Here is a 15,935-nt window from a genome sequence, read left to right on the forward strand (position 1 = left end):
AGTGCATTCCCCATGGGCGCGCCCGAGCCACTGCCAGCGTCATGATCAGCGCTTGTTGGCGTTGACTTCGGCGGCACGCAGCTTGGGTGCGAGCTTGTCGAGAATGCCGTTGACGAACTTGTGCCCGTCGGTGGCACCGAACACCTTGGCCAGCTCGATCCCCTCGTTGATCACCACCTTGTAGGGGACGTCAACGCGGTTCTTCAGCTCGTAGGTGGACAGCCGCAGGATGGCCAGTTCGACCGGATCGATCTCTTCCAGCGGGCGGTCGAGCAGCGGCGTGAAGGCCTCGTCCAGTTCGGTCTTCTGCCGCGGCACGCCGTGCAGGATCTCGTGGAAGTAGGCGCCATCGACCTTGCTGAAGTCGTTGTCGACACGAAACTGCGCTTCGATCTCGTTCAGCGGCTGCCCGGCGATATGCCAGGAGTACAGGGCCTGCATGGCCAGGGTACGAGCCTCGCGACGCGCGAGGATCTTGCCGCTCGGACCCTTCTTGGCCGGCTGGCCGTTAGCGGAATTGCTCACTTGGCCTCCAACTGCGCCAGCAGGCTGACCATTTCCAGGGCAGACAGCGCAGCTTCGGCACCCTTGTTACCCGCCTTGGTGCCGGAACGTTCGATGGCTTGTTCGATGGAGTCGACGGTCAGCACGCCAAAGGCGACCGGCACGCCGTATTCCATGGAAACCTGGGCCAGACCCTTGGTGCACTCGCCGGCAACGTATTCGAAGTGCGGAGTACCGCCACGGATCACCGCGCCAAGGGCGATGATGGCCGCGTACTCGCCACGCTGGGCGACCTTCTGGGTGACCAGCGGGATCTCGAAGGCACCCGGTGCGCGGATGATGGTGATGTCGCTCTCGCTCACGCCGTGGCGGACCAGGGCATCGATGGCGCCGCTAACCAGGCTCTCGACGACGAAGCTGTTGAAACGGCCTACCACCAGGGCGTATTTGCCCTTGGGGGCGATGAAGGTACCTTCGATGGTCTTCAGGGTCATGACAGGTCTCACATGGGTTAAAGAGCCGGAGCGTCGCGCGCTCCGAAAACGAATTCGTTGATCAGCGTAGCCCGGATGCCATCCGGAGCCAGTGAGCCGATGTCCCCGGATTGCATCCGGGCTACAAGTCTTAGCTCCCCTTTCCATTCATGGGAGAGGGGCTGTGGGAGAGGGCATGCGGTGCAGCCCTCTCCCGCCCTGCGGGCACCCTCCCCCAGAGGGAGAGGGTCATCGGATGCGCCTCTGTCGAGCCGCTTCTTATTTAGCCGGCAGGTATTCTACAACCTCGAGATCGAAGCCGGATATCGCGTTGAACTTCATCGGCGAGCTCATCAGGCGCATCTTGCGCACGCCGAGGTCACGCAGGATCTGCGAACCGGCACCGACGGTGCTGTAGGTCGCCGGATTGGCAGGCTGCTGGCGGCTGATCAGCGCCAGCAGTTCCGGCCCGGTCATCGGGTTGCCCAGCAGCAGCACCACACCGCTACCAGCCTTGGCGACCTCGGCCATGGCCGCACGCATGCTCCAGCGCCCCGGCTGATTGACCATGAACAGGTCACGCAGCGGGTCCATGTTGTGCACCCGCACCAGGGTCGGTTCCTCGGCACAGATGGTGCCCAGGGTCAGCGCCATGTGCGCCGTGTTCTCCACGCCATCGCGGTAGGTCACCAGGTTGAACTGGCCCAGCTCGGTGTCCAGCGGTTGCTCGCTGATGCGCTCGACGGTGCGCTCGTGGATCAGGCGATAGTGGATCAGGTCGGCGATGGTGCCGATCTTGAGAGCGTGCTCCTCGGCGAACTTCTCCAGTTCCGGACGACGCGCCATGGTGCCGTCTTCGTTCATGATCTCGCAGATCACGCCGCTCGGTTCGAACCCGCCCATGCGCGCCAGGTCGCAGGCCGCCTCGGTGTGGCCGGCACGCGCCAGCACCCCACCGGGCTGCGCCATCAGCGGGAAGATGTGACCGGGGCTGACGATGTCCTCGGCCACGGCGCTGCGGGCCACCGCGGCCTGCACGGTACGAGCGCGGTCGGCTGCGGAGATGCCGGTGGTCACGCCTTCGGCGGCCTCGATGGAGACGGTGAACTTGGTGCCGAAACCGGAACCGTTGCGCGGTGCCATCAGCGGCAGGTTGAGCAACTCGCAGCGCTCGCGGGTCATCGGCATGCAGATCAGGCCACGGGCGAAGCGGGCCATGAAGTTGATGTGCTCGGCCGTGACGCACTCGGAGGCGATGATGATGTCGCCTTCGTTCTCGCGGTCCTCGTCATCCATGAGGATGACCATCTTGCCGGCGCGGATGTCTTCGATCAGTTCTTCAGCGGTATTCAGGGCCATGGTGGCGCATCTCACTTGTTCAGGTAGCCGTGTTCGGCGAGAAAGCTTTCGGTCAGGCCCGAAGCCTTGGGTTCGCCGGCCTTGTCGCCGAGCAGCAGGCGCTCCAGGTAACGCGCCAGCAGGTCCACCTCGAGGTTGACCTTACGCCCGGCCTGGTAGTCGACCATGATGGTCTCGGCCAGGGTATGCGGGACGATGGTCAGCTCGAACTCGGCGCCGTCGACCGCATTGACGGTCAGGCTGGTGCCGTCGACGGTGATCGAGCCCTTGTGCGCGATGTACTTGGCCAGCTCGCGCGGCGCGCGCACCTTGAACTGCACGGCGCGGGCGTTATCGGCACGGGCGACGATCTCGCCGACACCGTCGACATGACCGCTGACCAGATGCCCGCCAAGGCGGCTGGTAGGCGTCAGCGCCTTTTCCAGGTTGACGGCGCTGCCGGGCTTCAGGTCGACGAAGGCGGTACGCGCCAGGGTCTCGCGGCTGACGTCGGCCCAGAAGCCGTCGCCGGGGAGTTCCACGGCGGTCAGGCAGACGCCGTTGACGGCGATGCTGTCGCCGAGCTTGACGTCGCCGAGGTCGAGCTTGCCGGTGGCCACGTAGACGCGCACGTCGCCGCCCTTGGGCGTCATGGCGCGGATGCTGCCGATGGCTTCGATTATGCCGGTGAACATGCGCCCTCCGGTTTCACGTTGAAGGTGGTGCTGAACAGCATGGACGAACTCCTGTTTTGGTCAAAAACAGGGCAATGCCGATCGATAGGGATTTCGCGGACACGCACGAGGCGCCCGTGGAGGGAATCCCGCTCTCTCTTTATCCGGACTATACCGTCGGCCCCGGAATCGCACCGGGTCTGCTGGACCTCGCACGGCAGGTGCCGTGACGAGCGCTCGCGGGCTAGGTTCTGCGAACCATTACCGCCGGTGGGGAATTGCGCCCCGCCCTGAGAACGTTGCGGCCAAGCGAATGGCCGCGTGGCGTTTTACCATAACGAAGCCGCTGCCGGCTACAGAGCGCCCGCTCGTGGACGCCCACGTGCTGCCCAGGCAGGCCCCGCACAGGCGCCGAGCGCGCACTTCAGCCAGGCGTGGAACGGGCTCGCCGCCTAAGGCTGGCGCTCGGGAACAGCCGTGACCTGCCAGTCGTCGCCCACCGCGCGGATATCCAGGATCTTCAACTGCGGCGCCTCGGCCATGCGGTTGAGCGGCAGTTCGAGCAACGGGCGCGCGCTGGAGCCCAGCAGCTTGGGGGCCATGAAGATGCGGTACTCATCCACCAGCCCGGCCCGCGCGAAGGCGCCGGCGAGACGCGGCCCGGCCTCGACCAGGACCTCGTTGACACCGCGCGCCGCCAGTTCCAGCAACAGCTTGCGCAGGTCGACATGACCATTGCTGCCGGGCACAGCCAGCAGCTCATGCCCTTCGGCGAGATAACGATCGCGTGCGGTGGCGGCGGCGCAGGTCGCCACCAGCGCCGGGCCGACCTGGAAGAATGCCTTGCTCAGCGGCACCCGCAGACGCCCGTCGACCAGCACGCGCAGCGGCGGACGACGCTGCGCCAGCGCCGTCAGCTCCGCGCCCAGGCCCAGTTCGTCGGGGCGTACGGTCAGCCGCGCGTCATCGGCCAGCAGCGTATCGGCGCCGCTCAGCACCACGCTGGCCTGCGCGCGCAGGCGCTGCACCTCGGCGCGCGCCGACGGCCCGGTGATCCACTGGCTCTCGCCGCTGGCCATGGCCGTGCGCCCGTCCAGACTCATCGCCAGCTTGACCCGAACGAACGGCAAGCCCTGCTCCATGCGTTTGATGAAGCCGGCATTCAGCGCCCGCGCCTCGCTCTCCAGCACACCGCAACTGACCGCAATACCCGCCTCCGCCAGACGCCGCAGACCGTTGCCTGCCACTTGCGGGTTGGGGTCCTGCATGGCCGCCACGACCCGGCCGACGCCAGCGGCGATCAACCCGTCGGCGCAGGGCGGCGTGCGCCCATGGTGGCTGCAGGGTTCCAGGGTAACGTAGGCCGTGGCACCGCGCGCCTTGTCGCCGGCCTGGCGCAACGCGTGCACCTCGGCGTGGGGCTCACCGGCACGGGCATGCCAGCCCTCGCCGACGATCCGCCCGTCCTGCACGATGACGCAGCCGACCCGTGGGTTGGGATGAGTGGAGTAGAGCCCCTTGCGCGCCAGCTTCAGTGCCCGCGCCATGAACAGATGATCGCGCTCGCTCATCAGCTTTTCGACGGCTCACGAGCCAGGCGCTCGATTTCTTCGCGGAACTCGTTGAGGTCCTGGAAGCGCCGATAGACCGACGCGAAGCGGATGTAGGCCACCTCGTCGAGCTTGCTCAGCTCGCTCATCACCAGCTCGCCGAGCACCAACGACTTCACTTCGCGCTCGCCGGTGGCACGCAGTTGCTGCTTGATACGGGCGATGGCCTCTTCCAGCCGCTCGACGCTGACCGGACGCTTCTCCAGCGCACGCTGCATGCCGGCACGCAGCTTCTCCTCGTCGAACGGCTGCCGGCTGCCGTCCTGCTTGATCAGGCGCGGCATCACCAGTTCGGCGGTTTCGAAGGTGGTAAAGCGCTCACCGCAGGCCACGCATTCGCGACGGCGGCGAACCTGGTCGCCCTCGGCGACCAGACGGGAATCGATGACCTTGGTGTCGTTGGCATCACAGAACGGACAGTGCATGGCAGGCGCGGGCTGATGGCGGCAAAGGCGCCATGGTAGCGCATAGAAGCAGCAAGACAAATTAAGCTATAGGGGCGCCCGCACGAGATATCGAGGATGTGATGACCCGCTACCGCAACCCCTTTGTTCTGGCCCTGAGCGGCCTGCTGGTCGCTTGCGCCAGCGAGCAGCCGGCAGTGCCGGCCCCTGCCCCCGAGACGGACGCGCCTCCCGCCAGCGTCGCCACGCCAACACCCGCCCTGCGCGGGCAACTGCTGGGCGTCGCACCGGGTGCAGACGTGGAGCTGGCGCTGCTGGCCATCGACCTCAGCGGGCGGCCGAGCGCACTGCTCGGGCAGGCGCACCTGCGGGGCGACGGCCAGGCGCTGCCGTTCCACCTGCCGCTGAACGTCGTGCCGCCCAGCCAGACGCAGCGCGTGGAACTGCGTGGCCGCGTCAGCCAGGCCGGGCGCCTGGTGCAGCGCCTGCCGGCACGCGCCATCACCCACCTGCACGACCAGGACCTCGGCCCCCTGCACCTGGTGCCGGCACCATGAACGCCCCACAGGCTCTGCAACAGGCCCTCGGCGAACTGCTCGGCGACGCCCGCCTGGTCGCCGAAACGCTGCCCGGCAGCGAGATCGCCCTGTGGCTGATCGATGCCAGCAACATGGACCGAGCCTTCAACGCCGAAGAGACCCGGCGCATCCTCGAGGAACCGCCCTACTGGTGCTTCTGCTGGGCCAGCGGCCTGGTGCTGGCACGCTGGCTGGCCGAACGCCCCGAGTGGGTGCGCGGCAAGCGCGTGCTGGACTTTGGCGCCGGCTCAGGCGTCGCCGCCATCGCGGCGGCCAAGGCCGGGGCTGCGGAGGTGGTGGCCTGCGACCTCGACCCGCTGGCGCTGGCCGCCTGCCGCGCCAACGCCGCGCTCAACGGGGTGACGCTCAGCTACTCGGCGGACTTCTTCGCCGAAGCGGATCGCTTCGACCTGATCCTGGTCGCCGACGTACTCTACGACCGCGCCAACCTGCCACTGCTCGATCATTTCCTCAGTCGCGGGCGCCAGGCCCTGGTGGCCGATTCACGGGTCAAGGACTTCCAGCACCCGCTCTATCGCCGCCTGGCGCTGCTCGATGGCTGTACCTGGCCGGATCTGGCCGAGCCCGCCGAGTTCCGCGAGGTCAGCCTGTACCACGCGACCCGCCCCTTGTAACCGGGCCTCACCGCCCGCATTAATAGACCATTGCCTGCCCTTGCGAGACCGAACATGAGCGACTCCCCTTACATCTTCGACATTTCCGGCGCTGCCAGCTTCGAGCAACTGGTCATCGAGAACTCCTTCCACAAACCGGTGCTGGTGGACTTCTGGGCCGAGTGGTGCGCGCCCTGCAAGGCGCTGATGCCGATGCTGGCGAAGATCACCGAGGAATATGCCGGCGAGTTGCTGCTGGCCAAGGTCAACTGCGATATCGAGCAGGACATCGTCATGCGCTTCGGTATCCGCAGCCTGCCGACCGTGGTGCTGTTCAAGGACGGCCAGCCGGTGGACGGCTTCGCCGGTGCCCAGCCGGAAGCGGCGATTCGGGAAATGCTCAAGCCGCACGTGGCCGAGCCGGCACCCGCCGCCGCCGACCCCATGGAGGCCGCCCAGGCGCTGTTCAGCGAGGGCCGTTTCGCCGAGGCCGAGGCCCTGCTCAAGCAGGTGCTGACCGAGGACAACGAGCATGCTGCCGCCCTGATTCTCTACGCCCGCTGCCTGGCCGAACGCGGTGAACTGGGTGAAGCCGAAGCCGTGCTCAACGCCGTGAAAGGCGACGAGCACAAGCAGGCTCTGGCAGGCGCCAAGGCCCAGCTGACCTTCCTGCGCCAGGCTGCCGACCTGCCGGAAGTCGCCACCCTGAAGAGCCGCCTGGCACAGAACGCGGAGGATGACGAAGCGGTGTACCAGCTGGCGGTGCAGCAACTGGCCCGCCAGCAGTACGAGGCCGCGCTGGACGCCCTGCTCAGGCTGTTCGTGCGCAACCGCAGCTACCAGGACGGCCTGCCGCACAAGACCCTGCTCCAGGTGTTCGACCTGCTCGGCGGCGACCATCCACTGGTCACCGCCTACCGCCGCAAGCTGTACCAGGCGATCTACTGAGAGCAGCTGCAAGCGGCAAGTCTCAAGCTGCAAGCGGAATCAGGAGCCATGCGCCTTCCTACAGCTTGTAGCTTACCGCTGCTCCTGCCAGTGATAGATCGGCGCATCCGCGCCGGTCTCCATGCGAATCTGCTCGCAGTGGCGCAGGCGTACCAGCAAGCGCTTGCCCGCGGCCTCGCCCCCTGCCAGCGCCGCCAACTGCGCCAGCAACCTCGGTCCTTCGACCTGCCCGGCATCGCGCACCAGTTGCAATGCGCTCTGCCACAGGGCGTCCGCCGCTTCGACCGGGGCGGCTGACGGCCCCTCAGCGGCGACGGGCGCGACGGCGACACGCTGCGCCAGCTGCGCCCAGTCCTCGGCATCCAGCTCCAGTGTCAGGTCCACTGGCCAATCCCCGATCCGTCCACGGATACGCACCATACTCACCCTCCCATTCGAAGCCGCCATGCTCCCATGACGACGACAGGCTGGCCAGCCGAGCAATAAAGTTGTTATAACGTAACAACTTTATTGCCCTCACGCCGGAGACTCCCATGCGCCACCTGCTGCTCGCCCTGCCCTTCGCCCTGCTGCCCCTGGTCGCCGCCCAGGCCCACGAGCATGACCATGACGAACACGCCCATGACAGCCTGGGCGCCCATGAACATGGTGTCGCCAGCCTGAACGTGGCACTGGACGGCAATCTGCTGGAGCTGCAGCTGGAAAGCCCGGCCATGAACCTGGTCGGTTTCGAGCATGCTGCCAAGAGCGAGGCCGATAAAGCCAAGGTCGCGGCGACCAGGCGTGAGCTGGAACAGCCCATCGGCCTGTTCGCCCTGGCCAGCGGTGACTGCGAGACCCGCGAGGTGGAACTGGAAAGCCCGCTGTTCGGCGACGCGGACCACGAGCACGAGCACGAGCACGAGCACGAGCACGAGCATCATGAGCATGAAGGCGAGCACAGCGATATCCAGGCCTTCTATCGCTTCGAATGCGCCAGCAGCGCCAAACTGCAGCAACTGGATCTCAGCGAACTGTTCAAGCGTTTCCCCGCGACCGAGAAGATTCAGGTACAACTGATCGGCCCGAACGGCCAGCAAGGGATGCAACTGACACCGGCACAGCCGCGTCTGAGCTTCTGACGCCACGTCCCGTTGCAGGAGCGAGCCCTGTTCGCCGCACCGTTGCCATTGGCCCGTTCGAGCGCACGGCTCGCTCCTCGCTGAGCGCATTTTCCCGACACGCAGCAGACCATGACCCAACCTCTGATCGAACTCGCCAACCTCGGCTTCGCCTGGCCCGGACAGGCGCAGTTGCTGGACATCCCCGACTTCACCCTGGCGCGCGGTGAAACCCTGTTCCTCAAAGGCCCGAGCGGCAGCGGCAAGACCACGCTGCTCGGCCTGCTCGGCGGCGTGCAGCGCGCCCAGAGCGGCCACATCCGCCTGCTGGGACAGGACCTCGCACAGCTCTCCGCCGCCGCGCGCGACCGTTTCCGCGTCGATCACACCGGCTACATCTTCCAGCAGTTCAACCTGCTGCCGTTTCTTTCGGTACGCGAAAACGTCGAGCTGCCCTGCCGCTTCTCGCGCCAGCGCGCCGAGCGCGCGCAACAGCGCCACGGCAGCATCGATGCGGCCGCCACGGCACTGCTCGAACACCTGGGCCTGCGCGCCGAGCTGCTCGGGCGTCGTGCGGACGAGCTGTCGATCGGCCAGCAGCAACGCGTCGCGGCGGCCCGTGCCCTGATCGGCCAGCCGGAGCTGGTCATCGCCGATGAACCCACCTCGGCGCTGGACTTCGACGCCCGCGAAGCCTTTCTCCAGCTGCTGTTCGCCGAATGCCGCGCCGCAGGCGCCAGCCTGCTGTTCGTCAGCCATGACCAGAGCCTGGCCGCGCTGTTCGACCGCAATGTCTCGCTGAGCGAGCTGAACCGCGCCGCCAAGCCCGTCGAGGTCTGAGATGCACCTGATCCGTATCGCCCTGGCCAGCCTGGCCAACCGCCGCTTCACCGCCCTGCTCACGGTGTTCGCCATCGCCCTGTCGGTCTGCCTGCTGCTGGCTGTCGAGCGCGTACGCACCGAGGCCCGCGCCAGCTTCGCCAGCACCATCAGCGGTACCGACCTGATCGTCGGCGCCCGTTCCGGCAGCGTGAACCTGCTGCTGTACTCGGTGTTCCGCATCGGTAACGCCACCAACAACATCCGCTGGGACAGCTTCGAGCACTTCGCCAATCATCGCCAGGTGAAATGGGCCATCCCCATTTCCCTCGGCGACTCACACCGCGGCTACCGGGTAATGGGCACCAGCGGCGCCTATTTCGACCACTACCGCTATGCCCGCAGCCAGTCGTTGCGGCTGGCCCAGGGCCGCGCCTTCGCCGACGATCCGTTCGAGGTGGTACTGGGCGCCGAAGTGGCACAAGCGCTGGGCTACGGCCTCGGCGAGAAGATCGTGCTGGCCCATGGCGTCGCCACCATCAGCCTGGTCAAGCACGATGACAAGCCCTTCACCGTGGTTGGCATCCTCGAGCGGACCGGCACCCCCGTCGACCGCACCCTGCACATCTCGCTGGCGGGCATGGAGGCCTTGCACGTCGACTGGCAGAACGGCATGCCGGCCCGTGGCGATGCGCGGGTGAGTGCCGATCAGGCACGCGCCATGGACCTGCAACCCAAGCAGATCACCGCCTTCATGCTCGGCCTCAACAGCAAGATCGCCACCTTCAGCCTGCAACGCGAGATCAACGAATTCCGTGGCGAGCCGATGCTGGCGATCCTGCCCGGGGTGGCGCTGCAAGAGCTGTGGAGCCTGATGGGCACCGCCGAGCAGGCACTGTTCGTGGTGTCGCTGTTCGTCGTGCTGACCGGCCTGATCGGCATGCTCACGGCGATTCTCACCAGCCTCAACGAACGTCGCCGGGAGATGGCCATTCTGCGCTCGGTCGGCGCCCGCCCCTGGCATATCGCCAGCCTGCTGGTGCTGGAGGCCTTCGCCCTGGCCCTCGCCGGCGTGCTGTTCGGTCTCGCCCTGCTGTACCTGGGCATCGCCCTCGCTCAGGGCCATGTGCAGGCCAACTACGGCCTGTACCTGGCACTCAGTGCTCCAACGGGCTACGAATGGAAATTGCTCGGGGGCATCCTCCTCGCCGCCCTGCTGATGGGCAGCGTGCCCGCCTGGCGCGCCTACCGGCAGTCACTGGCCGACGGCCTGTCGATCAGGCTCTGAGGCCAAACAGGGGGCGTCTGGCGTACACTGCGCGGGCGCCCCTGAAACGAGGTTCTTCATGTCCCGCCCCCTGCTCGCCACCCTGCTGCTGACCCTGGCGCTGCCACTGGCCGCCGCCGAGGTGCGCGAACTCACCTGGTCCGAACTGATTCCGCCCAACGCCCCGCCGCAGATTGTCGACCCGGCGCCCATCCACGACCTCTCGCAGCTGGCGGATGCCCTGTCCGAGTCAGGCCCGGCCGCCACGCAGCAGGCGCCGGCAGCACCGGTGGTAAAGGAGCTGAACGGGCAGAAGGTCAAGTTGCCAGGCTACATCGTGCCGCTCGACGTTACTGATGAAGGGCGGGTCGTGGAATTCCTGCTGGTGCCTTACTTCGGTGCCTGCATCCACGTACCGCCACCGCCGTCGAACCAGATCGTGCATGTCACCAGTGAGCTCGGCGTGCTGCTCGATGCGCTGTACCAGCCGTTCTGGGTCGAGGGGCCGATGAAGGTGGAGCACGTCACCAGCGAACTGGCCGAGGTCGGCTACCAGATGGAAGCGGACAAGATCTACGCCTACGAGCTGCCCGACAGTTGATCCGGAGCGGCTGTAGGAGCGGCTTCAGCCGCGAAATGAACGACGGACAGATCCCAGACATGAAAAAGCCAGACATCGCGTCTGGCTTTTTCATGTCCGTCAGCATCAGCCACGACTGGCGACGCGCTTGTCTCGCTCGAAGCGCAGCTCGCTTTCCGCCCATTGCCGCCAGGAGCGCACCTTGGACCGCTCGGCGCCGTTGCGCTCGGCACGCGCCAGCGCCTCCAGGCCGGCCTGCCAGCGCGACTGCTCCAGTTCCAGCTGCGCCACGTACAGCCAGTGCTTGCCGTTGCCGCTGCGCTCGGCCAGCGGCCGCAGCACACGCACGGCGGCGACGCGGTCACGCGCCTGCCACCAGAACAGCCCCAGGCGCTCCTGACGGGCAGCCGTGTTGGCCAGCAGGCCACTGTCGAGCATGCCCTTGAGCAGCTTCGCGCCCTGCCAGGGCTGGTCGGCAGCGCCTGCCAGCAGCACCAGGTTGTCCAGTTCCGACTCGCTGAAACGCAGGCCCTTGCTGTGCGCTGCACGCAGGGTGGCCAGGGCCTTGTCGTTGCTGCCAGCCATCTGCTGCAGGCCGGCCAGCTGGCGCCAGCCCTTGGCATCGTCCGGTTTGCGCGCCAGCAACTGGCGCTGCCAGCGCTCGGCCTGGGCATAACGCTTCAGATCGGCATTGGCGCCCACCAGGAACTGCAGCCAGATATCCGCAGCACGCGGGTTGGCCTGCACGTAGCGTTCGGCCAGCGGCAGCGCCTTGGCTGGCTGGTTCATGCCCTGATAGGCCTGCACCAGCATCTGCAGCACTTCCTCGGAGGCACTGCCCTGGCCCGGCGCCAGCAGCTCGACGACCTTGGCGTAGCGCCGCTCGCCCAGGTTGAGCTTGGCCAGGTTGAGGCGTTCGACGACCAGCATCTCGTCGTCCAGCTTGCCGCTGCGTACCGCCTTGTCCAGCCAGTCGATGGCCTGCGCGTTGTTGCCCGCCGACCAGGCCACATAGGCCTTGCTGCGCCAGATCAGCGCCTCCTCGAGGCTGCCGCCAGACGCCTTGACCGCGTCCAGTGCCTTGCGGGCCGCCGCGTAATCGCCTTTCTGCTGCGCGACCTGCGCGCTGTTCAGGGCACGGAACACGGCCGGGTCGACGGTTTGCTGGGCCATGCCGGGCACGGCCGTAGCACTGAGCATCACGAGCAACAACCAACGGTACATGGTCAGCTCCTTTCCAGTCGGAAGTAGAGGGTTTTCACCGCTTCGCGATCCACCGCGAGACCGCCCTCGGTCCGAGGTGCGAAGCGCCAGCGTGCAGCAGCCCGACGCGCTTCGCGCTCGAACACGTTACGGGGGCTGGCCTCCAGCACGCGGATGTTCTCCACGCTGCCGGCGCGATTGATGGTGAAAGCCAGTTTGACGAAACCTTCGATGCCACGGCGCAGGGCGTGATCCGGGTACTTGGGACGCACGTCGTTGAGCGGCATGACTTCGCTTTCCATACCGCCCATCTGTCCGCCCGACTCGCTGGCATTGCTCGGCGGGGTCGGTGCCGGCGCACCCGGAGCCAGCCCGGACAGGCTCGGCGCCGGCGCGCTGTTGACGGCGATGCCGCTGGCCAGGCTGGGCAGCTGGATGTCCAGTGCCGGCAGGTTGGCATTCGGCGTGGCCGTCTGCGGGGTCGGCGGCGTGGGCGGTTGCGGGGTCTGCGGTTGCGGTGGCTGGGGCGCCTGCTGGCGAGTGCGGCTGGCCGTCTCGCTGGCGTTGCCATCCATGCGCACGAAGTTGGCCACGCTGACCGGGTCCTGGCTGACCTTCGCGCTGGGCGGTGCAACCATGTAGAGCATCAGGGCGAACAGCCCCAGGGCCATCAGGCAGGCACCGAGAAACGACAGCGGCAGGCGCATCAGTTGACTCCGCTACCGGCAGCCAGGGCGACGTCCTGCACACCGGCCAGACGCGCCTGATCCATCACCTGGACCACCAGGCCGGTGCGTGCGTCCTGGTCGGCCTGCACCACCACCGCGCCATCCGGCTGGTCGACGCGCATGCGCTCGACGTGCGCACGCACGCTGCGGATATCCACGGGTTGCTTGTCCATCCAGATCTGCCCGTCGGCCGTGACGGCGATGAGGATGTTGCCCTTGTCCTGCGGGCTGGCGGTTTCCGCCTGCGGGCGCTGGACCTCGACCCCGGACTCACGAATGAAGGAGCTGGTGACGATGAAGAAGATCAGCATGATGAAGACCACGTCGAGCATCGGCGTAAGGTCGATGCCGGTGTCTTCGTCCTGCTGGTGGTGGCGACGCATTCTCATGTTGGGCGATCTCAGTCGTGACGCAGCTGGTCGGCCAGCCGCTCGATGGCCTGGCTGGCTTCGCGCTCGAGGCGCGCCAGGCTGAACAATCCGGGAATGGCCAGGACCATGCCGGCCATGGTCGGCAGGGTCGCCTGCCAGACGCCTGCGGCCATGCCGCGCGGGTTACCGGTGCCGTTGAGGGCAAGCACATCGAACACCGCGATCATGCCCAGCACGGTGCCGAGCAGGCCCAGCAGCGGATACAACGCCACCAGGGTCTTGCCCAGGCGCAATGGCGCCGCCAGCTGCTGGCGCGCCTGCGCCAGCCAGGCCAGGCGCACGGCGCGCTGCCAGTTGCCGTTGTCGTCCGCCAGCACCTGCTGCCAGGCCTCGCGGCGCTCGTGGACCCAGAGCGGGAAGATCCTGCGCATGTACCAGAAGCGCTCGAACACCAGGGTCCAGAACAGGATGCAGAGCACCGCCAGCGCCCACATCACCACGCCACCGGCGCTCATGAAGTCGAGCAGCGCATAGGCGCTGTCGACCGCACGCAGCCAGAAGGCGAACAGATCAGTCACGGCGCGACGCTCCCGACAGGTGCAGGGCGATCAGGCCCGCGCTCTGCTGCTCCAGAACCTGGATCAGCCCCTTGCTGCGGCTGGCCAGCAGGCTGTGCAGGAACAGCAGCGGGATCGCCACCACCAGGCCCAGCACGGTGGTCACCAGCGCCTGGGAAATACCATCGGCCATCAGGCGCGAGTCCCCGCCACCACTCTGGGTGATGGCCTGGAAGGTCACGATCATGCCGGTCACGGTGCCCAGCAGCCCCAGCAGCGGGGCAACGGCGGCCAGCAGCTTGAGCAGGCCCTGGCCTTTCTCCAGCGGCGGCGTTTCCTGGAGGATCGCCTCGTCCAGTTTCAGCTCCAGGGTTTCCAGGTCGGCCAGCTGCGGCTTGGCGCCCAGCACGCCGATCACCCGCCCGAGCGGATTGTCGTCACGCGGCGCGCTGAGGTCATGCATCTGCGCCTTGACGCCACTGCCCACGCGAGCCAGATAGACCATCCGCCACAGCGCCAGCAGCAGGCCCAGGCCGCCCAGCACGACGATCACCCAACCGACCAGGCCGCCCTGCTGCAGGCGATCCCACAGCGTCGGCTGCTGCTGCAGCTGCGCCAGCAGGCTGCCACGGCTCGGGTCGACAGGCAGGGTCGCCAGCGCCTCGGTGCTGCTCAGATAATCCTCGACCTGTCCCAGGCCCGACGGCTGGCGCGGCGGAGCGACCAGCTGCCCGGCGTCGTAACGCAGGAAGGCATCCTCGCCATAAGCGCCGAAGGTGCCGACACGCAGCACCTGCTGCTCCTGGCGCGAACCATCGGCATTGACCACCGGCAGCGTCACGCGCTCGATGCGGCCACTGGCGGCCAGGTCTTCGAGCAGCAGCATCCAGTAGCTGTCGAGGTCATCGGCGGACGGCAGCGAACGGCTCTCGGCCAATGCCTTGAGACGCTTCAGGCGCTCCGGGTACTGCGCGTTGAGCAGGCTGTCCTGCCATTGACCGGCAACATCCCCGGCGCTCTGGCGAACCACGCCGAACAATTCACCCAGGTGGCCGACACGCTGTGCCAGCAGTTTCTCCTGCTCGGCCAGTTCGGCCTCCTGGCGGTCGAATTCGGCCTTCAGGCGTTCGCTCTCGGCCTTCTGCGCATTCAGCGCGGAACGAGCGCTCGCGAGCAGTTGCGCCTGCTCGCTGCGCTTGGCCAGAAATGCCTGCTCGCGCTGTTGCATGGCGCTGGCTTCGGCCGCACGCTCGCTGCGAATGCGCTGCAGCAGTTGATCGGGACTCAGGGTTTCGGCCACGGCGGCCAATGCCGGCAACAGGCTGAGCGCCAGTACGGCTACAACACGACGACTCATTGTGCGGCCTCCTCGGCCAGGGTCTTGATCGGCAGGGACAGCACGGCGGGCGCCTGCTGCTGGCGGGCGATGGCGATGGCCTGGGTCAGCGGACGTCGAGCACCGCCGTCGAGCACCTGCCAGGCCTTGGCCTGCGGGTTCCACCAGCCGCTCTCGTGCGCATCCAGGGTCTGGTAATACAGCATGCTGCGGCCAAGACGCAGGAACTCGACGCTGCGCGAGCTGCCGTCGGCCTGGCTCAGCTCGCCGCGCCAGGCTTCCAGGGTGCGGCCATAGTCACTTTCGATCTGATAGGCCTCGAGGATGCGGCGGTACTTGTCGGCCAGGCTGACGTCGGCACGCGGCAGCAGGTCCTTGAGCTGGGCCAGGCGATCCTCACGCTCCTCCGGCAGGAACGGCAGGTCGGCGGCGATGAACTCGCCCAGCACCTCGACCATCCGGACCATCTGCGGGCTTACCGCCTCCTGGGTACGTTCGATGCCGTCGAGCTGCTTCTGGTAGCTGGCCAGCTCCTGGCGCTGGGCGTCGACCAGGTCGCGCAGCTGACTGTTATAACCTTTCAAAGCTTCAGCCTGCTGCAAGGCATTGCGGTACTCATTGAGCATCTCGCGGCTGGCATCATCCAGCTGCTCGACGCGGCCCTGGGAGGCCTTGGCCTCGGCGGCCAGACGCTGGCTTTCGTCCAGCGCGGCATCCAGCGGCGCAGCAGCCAGCGAGCCGCTCGCCAACAGCAGGGCGACGGCCAGGGAACGGAGGGGGAAGCGATTCATGCGCAGGGGGTCCTCGACAGACAGGCTTGCTTCAAAAAGA

The 15,935-nt window shown here is 67.1% G+C and carries 20 protein-coding genes and 1 riboswitch; of the genes, 7 read left to right on the forward strand and 13 right to left on the reverse strand.

From position 1 onward, the window contains the following. Positions 1-45: 45 nt before the first annotated feature. The 6 genes from nusB to nrdR form a co-directional block, all read right to left on the reverse strand. Positions 46-525: a transcription antitermination factor NusB gene (nusB, locus tag EPK82_RS03420; RefSeq protein ID WP_037055802.1), complete on the reverse strand. Its 480-nt coding sequence runs from the start codon at positions 523-525 to the stop codon at positions 46-48. Then, on the reverse strand, positions 522-998 hold the full coding sequence (gene ribH / locus EPK82_RS03425; RefSeq protein WP_012019761.1) for a 6,7-dimethyl-8-ribityllumazine synthase: 477 nt from the start codon (positions 996-998) through the stop codon (positions 522-524). Before ribH ends, nusB begins: the two co-directional genes overlap by 4 nt. Positions 999-1,256: 258 nt before the next feature. Continuing rightward, complete coding sequence (gene ribBA / locus EPK82_RS03430; RefSeq protein ID WP_134675796.1) at positions 1,257-2,336, reverse strand: bifunctional 3,4-dihydroxy-2-butanone-4-phosphate synthase/GTP cyclohydrolase II; 1,080 nt, start codon at positions 2,334-2,336, stop codon at positions 1,257-1,259. Positions 2,337-2,347: 11 nt separating this feature from the next. After that, the gene (locus EPK82_RS03435; protein ID WP_134675797.1) at positions 2,348-3,010 is read right to left on the reverse strand and encodes a riboflavin synthase; all 663 of its coding nucleotides are present in this window, start codon (positions 3,008-3,010) and stop codon (positions 2,348-2,350) included. 126 nt (positions 3,011-3,136) lie between these two features. Further along, a riboswitch (FMN riboswitch) is annotated at positions 3,137-3,291 on the reverse strand. A 150-nt stretch (positions 3,292-3,441) separates the two neighbouring features. Beyond that, positions 3,442-4,560 carry a bifunctional diaminohydroxyphosphoribosylaminopyrimidine deaminase/5-amino-6-(5-phosphoribosylamino)uracil reductase RibD gene (gene ribD, locus EPK82_RS03440; RefSeq protein ID WP_037055797.1) on the reverse strand — a complete coding sequence of 373 codons (1,119 nt, stop codon included), beginning with the start codon at positions 4,558-4,560 and terminating at the stop codon, positions 3,442-3,444. Continuing rightward, positions 4,560-5,024 (reverse strand): transcriptional regulator NrdR, encoded by a 465-nt coding sequence (nrdR, locus tag EPK82_RS03445; protein ID WP_037055795.1) that lies wholly within the window; start codon positions 5,022-5,024, stop codon positions 4,560-4,562. Before nrdR ends, ribD begins: the two co-directional genes overlap by 1 nt. A 101-nt stretch (positions 5,025-5,125) precedes the next feature. Between nrdR and EPK82_RS03450 the strand changes: the two genes are divergently transcribed. Genes EPK82_RS03450 through trxA form a run of 3 tightly spaced genes read left to right on the forward strand, consistent with a single transcriptional unit; the run spans position 5,126 to position 7,143 of the window. After that, complete coding sequence (locus tag EPK82_RS03450) at positions 5,126-5,560, forward strand: hypothetical protein (protein WP_134675798.1); 435 nt, start codon at positions 5,126-5,128, stop codon at positions 5,558-5,560. After that, a complete protein-coding gene (locus EPK82_RS03455) occupies positions 5,557-6,216 on the forward strand; it encodes a class I SAM-dependent methyltransferase (RefSeq protein ID WP_134675799.1) in 660 nt (219 codons plus the stop codon). The genes EPK82_RS03450 and EPK82_RS03455 overlap by 4 nt, the downstream gene beginning before the upstream one ends. A gap of 54 nt (positions 6,217-6,270) precedes the next feature. Beyond that, the gene (gene trxA, locus EPK82_RS03460; RefSeq protein WP_047584874.1) at positions 6,271-7,143 is read left to right on the forward strand and encodes a thioredoxin; all 873 of its coding nucleotides are present in this window, start codon (positions 6,271-6,273) and stop codon (positions 7,141-7,143) included. A gap of 72 nt (positions 7,144-7,215) precedes the next feature. On the opposite strand, the gene EPK82_RS03465 is transcribed toward trxA, so the two are convergent. Further along, the gene (locus EPK82_RS03465; RefSeq protein WP_134675800.1) at positions 7,216-7,563 is read right to left on the reverse strand and encodes a hypothetical protein; all 348 of its coding nucleotides are present in this window, start codon (positions 7,561-7,563) and stop codon (positions 7,216-7,218) included. A gap of 113 nt (positions 7,564-7,676) precedes the next feature. Here EPK82_RS03465 and EPK82_RS03470 point away from each other — a divergent pair, with 113 nt between their 5' ends. The 4 genes from EPK82_RS03470 to EPK82_RS03485 all read left to right on the forward strand — a co-directional run bounded on the left by EPK82_RS03470 (position 7,677) and on the right by EPK82_RS03485 (position 10,930). Continuing rightward, entirely contained in the window at positions 7,677-8,264 is a 588-nt protein-coding gene (locus EPK82_RS03470) for a DUF2796 domain-containing protein (RefSeq protein ID WP_134675801.1), read from the forward strand. A gap of 111 nt (positions 8,265-8,375) precedes the next feature. After that, positions 8,376-9,083, forward strand: coding sequence for an ABC transporter ATP-binding protein (locus tag EPK82_RS03475; RefSeq protein WP_047584881.1), 708 nt, complete (start codon positions 8,376-8,378; stop codon positions 9,081-9,083). Between the two features lies 1 nt (position 9,084). Continuing rightward, positions 9,085-10,350 carry an ABC transporter permease gene (locus tag EPK82_RS03480; RefSeq protein ID WP_037055767.1) on the forward strand — a complete coding sequence of 422 codons (1,266 nt, stop codon included), beginning with the start codon at positions 9,085-9,087 and terminating at the stop codon, positions 10,348-10,350. 58 nt (positions 10,351-10,408) lie between these two features. After that, positions 10,409-10,930 carry a DUF3299 domain-containing protein gene (locus EPK82_RS03485; protein WP_047584884.1) on the forward strand — a complete coding sequence of 174 codons (522 nt, stop codon included), beginning with the start codon at positions 10,409-10,411 and terminating at the stop codon, positions 10,928-10,930. Between the two features lie 105 nt (positions 10,931-11,035). Here EPK82_RS03485 and EPK82_RS03490 read toward each other — a convergent pair whose 3' ends face one another. Genes EPK82_RS03490 through EPK82_RS03515 form a run of 6 tightly spaced genes read right to left on the reverse strand, consistent with a single transcriptional unit; the run spans position 11,036 to position 15,895 of the window. Continuing rightward, complete coding sequence (locus tag EPK82_RS03490; protein WP_134675802.1) at positions 11,036-12,133, reverse strand: tetratricopeptide repeat protein; 1,098 nt, start codon at positions 12,131-12,133, stop codon at positions 11,036-11,038. A gap of 2 nt (positions 12,134-12,135) precedes the next feature. Beyond that, complete coding sequence (locus EPK82_RS03495) at positions 12,136-12,819, reverse strand: energy transducer TonB (RefSeq protein ID WP_037055761.1); 684 nt, start codon at positions 12,817-12,819, stop codon at positions 12,136-12,138. Beyond that, entirely contained in the window at positions 12,819-13,229 is a 411-nt protein-coding gene (locus EPK82_RS03500) for an ExbD/TolR family protein (protein ID WP_003463247.1), read from the reverse strand. The genes EPK82_RS03495 and EPK82_RS03500 overlap by 1 nt, the downstream gene beginning before the upstream one ends. Before the next feature lie 11 nt (positions 13,230-13,240). Beyond that, complete coding sequence (locus EPK82_RS03505; RefSeq protein WP_037055760.1) at positions 13,241-13,789, reverse strand: MotA/TolQ/ExbB proton channel family protein; 549 nt, start codon at positions 13,787-13,789, stop codon at positions 13,241-13,243. Then, positions 13,782-15,125, reverse strand: coding sequence for a MotA/TolQ/ExbB proton channel family protein (locus tag EPK82_RS03510; RefSeq protein ID WP_134675803.1), 1,344 nt, complete (start codon positions 15,123-15,125; stop codon positions 13,782-13,784). Before EPK82_RS03510 ends, EPK82_RS03505 begins: the two co-directional genes overlap by 8 nt. Continuing rightward, entirely contained in the window at positions 15,122-15,895 is a 774-nt protein-coding gene (locus EPK82_RS03515; protein WP_047584896.1) for a DUF3450 domain-containing protein, read from the reverse strand. The genes EPK82_RS03510 and EPK82_RS03515 overlap by 4 nt, the downstream gene beginning before the upstream one ends. Positions 15,896-15,935: the final 40 nt, after the last annotated feature.

It is taken from the genome of Ectopseudomonas khazarica (assembly GCF_004521985.1).
GTDB lineage: Bacteria > Pseudomonadota > Gammaproteobacteria > Pseudomonadales > Pseudomonadaceae > Aquipseudomonas > Aquipseudomonas khazarica.

Excerpts from the sequence above, each read along its gene's own strand:
- ribH (WP_012019761.1), bottom strand. The coding sequence starts at position 998 with ATGACCCTGAAGACCATCGAAGGTACCTTCATCGCCCCCAAGGGCAAA.
- ribBA (WP_134675796.1), bottom strand. The coding sequence starts at position 2,336 with ATGGCCCTGAATACCGCTGAAGAACTGATCGAAGACATCCGCGCCGGC.
- EPK82_RS03435 (WP_134675797.1), bottom strand. The coding sequence starts at position 3,010 with ATGTTCACCGGCATAATCGAAGCCATCGGCAGCATCCGCGCCATGACG.
- ribD (WP_037055797.1), bottom strand. The coding sequence starts at position 4,560 with ATGAGCGAGCGCGATCATCTGTTCATGGCGCGGGCACTGAAGCTGGCG.
- nrdR (WP_037055795.1), bottom strand. The coding sequence starts at position 5,024 with ATGCACTGTCCGTTCTGTGATGCCAACGACACCAAGGTCATCGATTCC.
- EPK82_RS03450 (WP_134675798.1), top strand. The coding sequence starts at position 5,126 with ATGACCCGCTACCGCAACCCCTTTGTTCTGGCCCTGAGCGGCCTGCTG.
- EPK82_RS03455 (WP_134675799.1), top strand. The coding sequence starts at position 5,557 with ATGAACGCCCCACAGGCTCTGCAACAGGCCCTCGGCGAACTGCTCGGC.
- trxA (WP_047584874.1), top strand. The coding sequence starts at position 6,271 with ATGAGCGACTCCCCTTACATCTTCGACATTTCCGGCGCTGCCAGCTTC.
- EPK82_RS03465 (WP_134675800.1), bottom strand. The coding sequence starts at position 7,563 with ATGGTGCGTATCCGTGGACGGATCGGGGATTGGCCAGTGGACCTGACA.
- EPK82_RS03470 (WP_134675801.1), top strand. The coding sequence starts at position 7,677 with ATGCGCCACCTGCTGCTCGCCCTGCCCTTCGCCCTGCTGCCCCTGGTC.
- EPK82_RS03475 (WP_047584881.1), top strand. The coding sequence starts at position 8,376 with ATGACCCAACCTCTGATCGAACTCGCCAACCTCGGCTTCGCCTGGCCC.
- EPK82_RS03480 (WP_037055767.1), top strand. The coding sequence starts at position 9,085 with ATGCACCTGATCCGTATCGCCCTGGCCAGCCTGGCCAACCGCCGCTTC.
- EPK82_RS03485 (WP_047584884.1), top strand. The coding sequence starts at position 10,409 with ATGTCCCGCCCCCTGCTCGCCACCCTGCTGCTGACCCTGGCGCTGCCA.
- EPK82_RS03490 (WP_134675802.1), bottom strand. The coding sequence starts at position 12,133 with ATGTACCGTTGGTTGTTGCTCGTGATGCTCAGTGCTACGGCCGTGCCC.
- EPK82_RS03495 (WP_037055761.1), bottom strand. The coding sequence starts at position 12,819 with ATGCGCCTGCCGCTGTCGTTTCTCGGTGCCTGCCTGATGGCCCTGGGG.
- EPK82_RS03500 (WP_003463247.1), bottom strand. The coding sequence starts at position 13,229 with ATGAGAATGCGTCGCCACCACCAGCAGGACGAAGACACCGGCATCGAC.
- EPK82_RS03510 (WP_134675803.1), bottom strand. The coding sequence starts at position 15,125 with ATGAGTCGTCGTGTTGTAGCCGTACTGGCGCTCAGCCTGTTGCCGGCA.
- EPK82_RS03515 (WP_047584896.1), bottom strand. The coding sequence starts at position 15,895 with ATGAATCGCTTCCCCCTCCGTTCCCTGGCCGTCGCCCTGCTGTTGGCG.